7 protein-coding genes are annotated in these 8,053 nt (G+C 69.6%); 2 read left to right on the top strand and 5 right to left on the bottom strand.

Features of this window, described 5'->3' with window-relative positions:
- Window positions 1–193 precede the first annotated feature (193 nt).
- Both ACTHK2_RS00400 and ACTHK2_RS00395 read right to left on the bottom strand, forming a co-directional pair.
- Window positions 194–3,028 carry a pre-peptidase C-terminal domain-containing protein gene (locus ACTHK2_RS00400; protein WP_440243553.1) on the bottom strand — a complete coding sequence of 945 codons (2,835 nt, stop codon included), beginning with the start codon at window positions 3,026–3,028 and terminating at the stop codon, window positions 194–196.
- 85 nt (window positions 3,029–3,113) lie between these two features.
- The gene (locus ACTHK2_RS00395; RefSeq protein WP_440243551.1) at window positions 3,114–3,983 is read right to left on the bottom strand and encodes a hypothetical protein; all 870 of its coding nucleotides are present in this window, start codon (window positions 3,981–3,983) and stop codon (window positions 3,114–3,116) included.
- Between the two features lie 307 nt (window positions 3,984–4,290).
- Between ACTHK2_RS00395 and ACTHK2_RS00390 the strand changes: the two genes are divergently transcribed.
- Both ACTHK2_RS00390 and ACTHK2_RS00385 read left to right on the top strand, forming a co-directional pair.
- Window positions 4,291–5,439: a pyridoxal phosphate-dependent aminotransferase gene (locus tag ACTHK2_RS00390; RefSeq protein ID WP_440243549.1), complete on the top strand. Its 1,149-nt coding sequence runs from the start codon at window positions 4,291–4,293 to the stop codon at window positions 5,437–5,439.
- Window position 5,440: 1 nt separating this feature from the next.
- Window positions 5,441–6,250, top strand: coding sequence for an amidohydrolase (locus ACTHK2_RS00385; protein WP_440243547.1), 810 nt, complete (start codon window positions 5,441–5,443; stop codon window positions 6,248–6,250).
- A gap of 24 nt (window positions 6,251–6,274) precedes the next feature.
- On the opposite strand, the gene ACTHK2_RS00380 is transcribed toward ACTHK2_RS00385, so the two are convergent.
- The 3 genes from ACTHK2_RS00380 to ACTHK2_RS00370 form a co-directional block, all read right to left on the bottom strand.
- A complete protein-coding gene (locus ACTHK2_RS00380; protein ID WP_440243545.1) occupies window positions 6,275–6,478 on the bottom strand; it encodes a hypothetical protein in 204 nt (67 codons plus the stop codon).
- A 59-nt stretch (window positions 6,479–6,537) separates the two neighbouring features.
- On the bottom strand, window positions 6,538–7,860 hold the full coding sequence (locus tag ACTHK2_RS00375; protein WP_440243543.1) for an amino acid permease: 1,323 nt from the start codon (window positions 7,858–7,860) through the stop codon (window positions 6,538–6,540).
- 5 nt (window positions 7,861–7,865) lie between these two features.
- On the bottom strand, window positions 7,866–8,053 hold a 188-nt coding region (locus tag ACTHK2_RS00370), incomplete at its 5' end, for an SRPBCC family protein (protein WP_440243541.1).

Raw genomic sequence — 8,053 nt, 5'->3', positions numbered from 1 at the left:
CGCCGACCTCGGCCAGCTCTTGTTCGAGGAGGCGCAGCTCGCCGCCGGCGACCAGCTCGACGACCCGGCCGCGTTCATCGCGCGCGTGAACCGCTTGCTGCACGCGTAAGCGCGCGGGGAAAGAAAACGGCGGCCGATTCGCACCGGCCGCCGTTCTGCTTTTCTGCGCCGCGTCAGCGGCGCTCCACCCGGGCTACGGCGTGTAACTCGGCATCAGCGTGACGCCGGAGAAGGTCGAGTACGCCCGCACGCTGACGTGGTAGGTGCCGGCGCTCGGTGCGGTCCACGAGCAGGTTTCGCTGTTGCCGGCGAGGTATGGCCGGCACAGGTAGCTGGTCGTCGTCGGCGCGGCGTTGAGCTGCACGTACAGGTCCGCATCGCCGGTACCGCCGCTGATCGCAAACTTCAGGTTGGTCGCGCCGGCCGGCACGACCAGCGTGTAGTCGGCAGTCCAGTTGCCGGTGCTCGCCGCCAGTCCGGTCACCGCGACGCCATTGGTCAGCGTCGTGCCACTCCCGGTTGTGTAGCTGCCGGTCAGGCTGACGCCGCTGAAGCTCGAGTACGCATCGACCATCACGTAATAGGTGCCGGCCTGCGCGGTCGTGATGTTGCACGTTTCGCTGTTGCCGACGGCCCACGAGCGGCAGTCGTAGCTCGAGGTCGTCGGCGCCGAGCCGAACTTCACGTACAGGTCGGCGTCGCCGCTGCCGCCGGAGGTGACGAACTTCAGGTTCGCCGCGCCGGCCGGCACGCTGAGCGTGTAGATCACCGAGGTGCCGGTGGTCGCGGCGAGACCGGTCACGGCGACGCCGTTCTGCAGCACGTTGCCGCCGCCCGAGGTGACGGTGACGGCCTGCGTCCTGGTGTCGGTCGCGCCGCCGTTGTCGGTCACGGTCAGCGACACGGTGTAGGTGCCCGCCGCGGCGTAGGTGCGGCTCGGGTTCGTCGCGGTCGAGGTGGCGCCGTCGCCGAACGCCCACGAGCGCGACACGATCGTGCCGTCGCTGTCGCTGGAGTTGTCGATGAAGTTCGCGGTCAGGCCGTTCGTCGTGTAGCTGAAGTTCGCGACCGGCGGCACGTTCGCCGCCGTGCCGGTGAAGTTCGTGCCGCTGACGTTGGCGCCGCTGATCGTCACGCGGCTGCTCGATGGCGAGAACGTGTAGCCGGAGAGGCTCGGCGTCAGCGTGTAGGTGCCGTTGGCGAGGCCGCCGAGCGTGTAGGCGCCGCTCGAGTTCGTCGTCGTGCTGGCACTGCCGGTACCGACCGTGACGCCGGCGATGCCGACGCCGGCGCCGGTCGTGACCGTGCCGGACACCGACCAGGTGCCCGGCGCGGCGCCGCAGTCGTTGAACTTGAAGTCCTGGATGCGCGTGTTCCAGCTCGTGGCCGGGCGGTACATGCCGACCATCCAGAACGTGCAGTCGTCGGTCGGATCGACCGCCATCTGGTAGTAGTCGCCCCAGCGGCCGGAGGTCTCCGCGGCGCTGCCGGCGGCGACCGTGTTCTCGCCGAGCGTCATCACGCCGGAGGGATCGGACACCTTGCGGCCGGTGTAGCCGAGCGTCGCGTAGGTCGTCGGCGAGCTGGTCCTGGTGACGTTGTAGCCGAGGCCGATGTTGCCCTTGTTGTCGGTCGCGATCGAGCCGACGAAGTGGTGGGTGCTGGTGTCGCCCGGGCCGAACGTGCCCTCCTGCTGCAGCGTCCAGCTGCCGCCGCCGGTGCGGCGCAGTTCGAACCAGCGCACGCCGGCGTTGACCGTGCTGCCGGTGCGCGCGGCATTCATGTTGGTCGAGAACTGGCCGACGATCGATTCGTAGCTGCCGAGGTTGCGGTAGACCAGCGAGTTGAGGATGACCTCGCGGATCGGGTCGAGCTTGGCGGTCGAGCCCGGCTGCGGCACGGTCGCGAAGGTCGAGTAGTTCGTGAACCAGCTGTTGAACTCGGTGATCGCGATGCGCGGCAGCGTCGTGATGCCGCTGTTCGCCGGCGTAGTCCAGTCGACGTTGATCGCGTACAGGTCGATGAAGTCGCGCGCAGGGTCGGCCGAGGCGCCGGCATGCGCTTCGTCGTCGTTGTGGCGCGCGAGGATCTGCGCCGATCCGGCCGGCGGCGCGTGGGCGCTATCGCCCATGAACGTGGCCGGTGTCAGCGCCTGGAAGCCGTAGCCGGCGAGCTTGGGCACGCTGGCGAAGCGCTGCTGCGGCCGCGCGGTCGCGCCGTTGAGCATGTTGGCGCGGTCGTAGGCGTACGCGGTCACGTTCGCCTGGCCTTCGTTGTCGGTACAGACGTAGGCGTTCGGCCACACGCCGCAATGCCGGTATTCGTTCTGCGTGGGCGTCGAGAAGCCGTAGAACCACCAGCCGCCGGAGACCGGGTTCTCGGTCTTGGAGACGTAGATGCACATCTTCGGCGCCGACGAGGTGCCGCCCATCTCGAGCAGGAACCAGCGGTTGGCGAGCCGGTCGAACAGCACGATCGGGTCGCTGACCGAGGTGCGGCAGCCGTCGCCGGCCGGCGCCAGCGACGAGAATTTGGTCGGACCGGCGAGCCTGGTGCCGGTCTTGTCATAGACCGTGAAGGTCGTGCCGGTGCTGCCGTTGACGCCGTAGACGATGTAGTTCGCGCTGACGTCGACGACCGGATCGCCCGGCGAGACGCCGGTCGAGCCGTTGTTGATGCTCACATGGCCGTTCGGCACGGCGCGGAGCGCCGGTGGCGCGTTCTCGTCCCACAGCTTCTGCAGCTCGGGCAGCCGGTCGGGCGCCGCCTGCAGCCAGTCCGGCGCCGCCGTGTCGAGCCGCTCGGGCGGGAAGTACTGGCGTTTGTGCGCTTCCTTGATCGGCATGCCGGCGCGCCATTCCGGCACGACCGGCAGCTCGCGCAGGTCGACGTCGATGCTGACCGGCGTGACCGGCTCGCCGACCTCGACCGGTGCGCCAGCGGCGCTGGAAAGATCGGCTGCGTGCGTGGCGCCGCTCAGCAGCACCCACGCGGCTGCTCCGGCGAGTACGGTCCTCAAGCGTTTCATTCGAAATTCCTCCTGCGGAAGATCTGCCTTGGCTCGGGTTCCCTGCCGACGTCCTTCGACCGGCGCCGTCCGTGCGGACGGCGCATCAGTCACTGTCGTTGTCCTCGTGCTCCTCGTCCGCGGGCTTGCCACCCAGCGGCGTGAATGCGCTCCGGCGCAGCAGGCGGATCTCGCCGCGCCGGCTTTCCACGGTGATGCGTGCGTCGCTGCCGCCGATGGTCGTGTGCGCGCGCTTGTTCGGTTCCTGGTTCGCCAAGTGCTCGACCTCGAGCGAGAACTCGGTCGCGAACACGCCCGAGGTCGCGAGCTCGAGCGCGGCGCCGAGGCGGTCGTCGACCGCCAGCACGATGTTGCCGGTGCTGGTCGCGAGCCGCTGCTGCGAGCCGTTCGGCGCGGATTCGAACGACGCCTCGATCGAGCCGGTGCCGGTCTGCGCGAGTACGCGGCCTTGCGTGCCACGGATCGCGATGTCGCCGGAGACGCTCTCGAGCTCGATGTCGCCGCGTACGCCACGGCTTTCGACGAGGCCGCGCTCGGTGCGCACGCTCGCCGCGTGGCCGACCGGGATGAAGGCGACGACGTCGAGGCGCTGTCCGGGCGCGACGATCGCGCCCGCCGGCAGGCGCGGCACGAAGCGATATCGATCGCCTCGGACGTCCGGCTCTACCGCGATCGGCGCGGCGTTTGCGGGCTGCTGCAGCACCGCGTGGATTTCCAGCGCATGCGCGAAGCCGCCGAAGCGCAGTCGCACGTCGCCGTAAGGATTATCGATCGTGATGGCCTCGCCCTCGGCGAGGGTGGCCTGGAAGTCGAGTCGTTGCGGTTCGGCTTCGGTGGGCGCGGCGGCCGCGCCGGACGCTGCGACAGCCGGCGACGACGCGGCCGGCCGGCCGGCGTCGACATGCGCACACCCATGCAGCGCGACGAGCGCTGCGGCGAATACGACCGTCCTCATCGCCTCTCCCCAGGCTGGAAGACTTGCTGGTGGGTCCGACGAGCCGCATTGCGCGCGTACCGGCCTCTCTTCCGGTACTACGCCCGTGGACTGATCTTGCATAGGTCTATCGGCCCAAGCATTGCACGGGTCGCGGGCGGAATACAATCGGCCGGTGCACGCCCCGGGCGGAACCGTGAGCGGGTTCGCATTTGCCCGGCGGCGCGCTCCGTCGCGGCGCGCGATCGCCGCCACGACGAGGGCGCATCGTACGCGCGTGCTACCATCGATCGTTCGGGCCATTTGGCCGTCCAAACGCAAAGGCGACATGCAGATCGAAACCAAGCTGCCGAAAGTCGGTACGACGATCTTCACCGTGATGAGCCAGCTCGCGGCCGAGCACAAGGCGGTGAACCTCGGCCAGGGCTTTCCCGACTTCGACGGCCCGCCGGCGCTGCGCGACGCGCTCGCGCGCGCAATGGCGCAGGGGCGCAACCAGTACGCGCCGATGACCGGCGTGCCGGCGCTGCGCGAGGCAATCGCGCGCAAGACCGAGCGCCTGTACGGCTGCAAGGTCAACGCCGACACCGAAGTCACGGTGACGTCGGGCGCCACCGAGGCGCTGTTCGCCGCGATCGCCGCGGTCGTGCGCACGGGCGACGAAGTCATCGTGCTCGATCCGTGCTACGACAGCTACGAGCCCGCGATCGAACTCAACGGCGGGCGCGCGGTGCACGTCGCGCTCGATCCCGAGGACTTTTCTCCGGACTGGCAGCGCATCGCCGACGCGGTCACCCCCAGGACGCGCATGATCCTGGTCAACTCGCCGCACAACCCGTGTGGCGCGGTGTTCGACGCCGCCGACCTCGACGCGCTCGCCGCGCTCGCACGCAAGCACGACCTGTTGGTACTGTCGGACGAGGTGTACGAGCACATCGTGTTCGACGGCGCGGCGCACCAGAGCGTGTTGCGCCACGAGGAACTCGCCGCGCGCAGTTTCGTGGTCAGCTCGTTCGGCAAGACCTACCATTGCACTGGCTGGAAGGTCGGCTACTGCATCGCGCCGCGCGCGCTGTCGGCCGAGTTCCGCAAGGTGCACCAGTACCTCACGTTCTGCACGTTCACGCCGGCGCAGTGGGCGCTCGCGGAGGCGATCGAAAGCGATCCGCAGCATTACCTCGAGCTGCCCGCGTTCTACCAGGCCAAGCGCGATCGTTTCAGGGAGCTGCTCGCGGGCTCGAAGTTCCGCCTGCTGCCGGTCGGCGGCGCGTACTTCCAGGTCGCCGACTATTCGGCGCTCAGTTCCGCCGACGACCTCGCCTTCTGCGAATGGCTGGTCAAGGAAGGCGGCGTCGCCGCGATCCCGGTATCGGCGTTCTACGAGAACCCGCCTGCGCAGCAGCGCCTCGTGCGCTTCTGCTTCGCCAAGACCGACGCGGTGCTCGGGCAGGCGGCCGAACGCCTGAAGGCGCTCTGACGTGGGCGCTCGCAAACGCCCGCTGCGGGTATCGCTCGTGCAAGGGGCGACGCGCTGGCACGATGCGCCGGCGAACCGCGACTACTACGGTGCGCTCGTGCGCCCGTTGCGCGGCCAGAGCGACCTCGTCGTGCTGCCCGAAACCTTTCTCTCAGGCTTCACCAACGAGACGCTCGGCAATGCCGAGTCGATGGGGGGCGAGGGCATGCGTTGGCTGCGCGACCTCGCGGCCGAGGCCGGCGCGGTCGTCACCGGCAGCCTCGTCGTGCGCGAGGGCGAGCGCTGCGTCAACCGGCTGATCTGGATGCGGCCCGACGGCAGCCACGCGCTGTACGACAAGCGGCATCTCTTCCGCATGGCCGGCGAGCACGAGCGGTATGCCGGCGGCAGCGAACGCATCGTGCTCGACCTGCATGGTTGGCGCATCTGTCCTCTGGTCTGCTACGACCTGCGTTTCCCGGTATGGTCGCGCAACCGTTACGACCGCGCCGCGCAGCAGTTCGACTACGACGTGCTCGTGTACGTCGCGAACTGGCCCGGCGTGCGCCGCCATCCGTGGCGCACGCTGCTGCTCGCGCGTGCGATCGAGAACTGGTGCTACTGCGTCGGCGTCAATCGCGTCGGTGTCGACGGCAACGACCTGCACTACGCGGGCGACAGCGTCGTCGCCGACTTCCTCGGCCAGCCGCTGGTCGAACTGGGAGCGCAGGAACAGGTCGTCACCGTGACGCTCGATCCCGCCGCGCTCGCGGCGCACCGCGAGCGGTTGCCCGCGTGGATGGACGCCGACGATTTCACCATCGCGACGTGACGTCGCGGTTGCCGCGATCGCGGCTCACGCCGCGATCGCTGCGAGTTCGCGCGAGACGATGTCGCGTTCGGCTTCGGCGCGATGCGCGAAGGTGCCAAGCAGCGCCTGCGATCCGGGCGCGAGCACCTCGTACCACTGCGCGGCGATCTCGCCGCGCTCGTCGAAGCTGCGCACGCATTCGATGCGATAGCCGAGGACGTTGACTTCGGTACGACGCTGGTCGCGCATGGCCGGGTTCTCCTTTGTTGTCGTCGGCGCGAGCGTACGCAGGCGCGGTGTGAGTCCGGTTAACGCGGTGTTGCAGTCGGGTTAACCCGCGACGCGCGCCGCAGGTGCCAGTGGATCGGCCAACCCGCGGCGACGAGCACCGCGCCCCAGAGCAATGCCCTGGAGCCCGTGCCGACCAGCGCGGCGACGCTGAAGGCGAGCGCGAACGCGGCGATCGCGCGCGAACCCCGCGTGCCATCCGCGGTCCCGCGGATGCCGCGGAGCGCGGCGGCACTGCATACGACGTAGGGCAGCAAGCAGGCGGCGGTCGAGAGCAGGATCGAGAACGTGAAGAGGCCGACCAGGTCCTCCTGGTAGTTGGCGAGCACGAGCATGCTTGCGAGAACGCTGCCGGCGACGAGCCCCTTTTGCGGCGTGCCGCGCCGGTCGACGCGTGCGAACCATGCCGGCAGTGAGCCATGACGCGCGGCCGCGAGCGGCAGTTGTCCCTGCAGCAGCACCCAGCCATTGAGCGCGCCGAAGCATGCGATCGCCGCGGTGGCCGCGAACAGCGTGCCCGCCTTCGCACCCCACAGCCTCGATGCCGCGTCGGCGAATGGCGCGCTCGACGACGCGAGTGCGTCCGCCGGCACGATCGCGCCGACGACGCTGCAGGCGAGCACGGTCACGACGATCGCGATGGTCGAGCCGATCAAGGTCGCGCGCGGCAGGTTGCGGCGCGGATGCTCCACGTCCTGCGCGACGACGGTCGCGCTCTCGACGCCGAGGAAGGCCCACAGCGTGAGCGCGGTCGTGCCGAGTGCGGCGGACCAGAGACCCTCGCCGCTGCGGTTGAACGGTTGCCAGGTCGCATGCGGGAGCTCCGGTACCGCGAGCACGACGAGTACGAGCAGCGGCGAGAGCTTCAGCACGGTCGTCACCAGTTGCACGATGCCCGCGCTGCGCACGCCGAGCGCATTGGAAAGCGTGCATGCCCACAGGGCGCAGAGGGCCGCGATCGGAGCGCCGGCGGGAGTCGCGGCCGGTGCGAACAACGAGCCGAAATACCCGGCGAACGCGACCGCGATCGCCGCGTTCGCGCACCAGATCGACACCCAGTAGCTCCATGCGATCGCGAAGCCGGCGCCGTCGCCGAACGCGGCGCGCGCGAACGCATATGGCCCGCCGCTGCAGGGCAGCCGGCGGCCGAGATCGGCGAATACCGCGGCCAGCGCGAGACCGCCGAGCGCGCTCGCGCCCCAGCCGAGCAATGCGGCCGGCCCATACGGCGCGAGCGAGGCGGGCAACAGGAAGAGGCCCGAGCCGATCATGTTGCCGGCAACGATCGCGATGGCGGTGATGAGGCCGAGGGCGGCGCGCGGAGGAACGTCCGGTGCCGCCATGGCTTTCAACCGGCAGCGCCGCGGTACGCCGCGCGCAGCAGTTCATGGAAGTGATGCACGCCGCTCTCGCGCTTCGGGTTGAGCCGCCCGGCGACGTAGGAGCCCGAGGCGAGGCCGCGCTGCACGTGTTCGCAGATCCCGATGTCTTCCTTCTGCACCGCGTCGCTGAACACGAGATCGCGCTCCCAGCGCC

The organism is Dokdonella sp., from assembly GCF_051958935.1.
GTDB lineage: Bacteria > Pseudomonadota > Gammaproteobacteria > Xanthomonadales > Rhodanobacteraceae > Dokdonella_A.
The sequence above is the reverse complement of the archived record's forward strand: the minus strand, read 5'-3'. Positions and strand labels throughout refer to the sequence as shown.

What these genes read in the sequence shown, in the direction of transcription:
- ACTHK2_RS00380 (WP_440243545.1), bottom strand. Translation starts at nt 6,478, where the DNA reads ATGCGCGACCAGCGTCGTACCGAAGTCAACGTCCTCGGCTATCGCATC.
- ACTHK2_RS00395 (WP_440243551.1), bottom strand. Translation starts at nt 3,983, where the DNA reads ATGAGGACGGTCGTATTCGCCGCAGCGCTCGTCGCGCTGCATGGGTGT.
- ACTHK2_RS00390 (WP_440243549.1), top strand. Translation starts at nt 4,291, where the DNA reads ATGCAGATCGAAACCAAGCTGCCGAAAGTCGGTACGACGATCTTCACC.
- ACTHK2_RS00375 (WP_440243543.1), bottom strand. Translation starts at nt 7,860, where the DNA reads ATGGCGGCACCGGACGTTCCTCCGCGCGCCGCCCTCGGCCTCATCACC.
- ACTHK2_RS00400 (WP_440243553.1), bottom strand. Translation starts at nt 3,028, where the DNA reads ATGAAACGCTTGAGGACCGTACTCGCCGGAGCAGCCGCGTGGGTGCTG.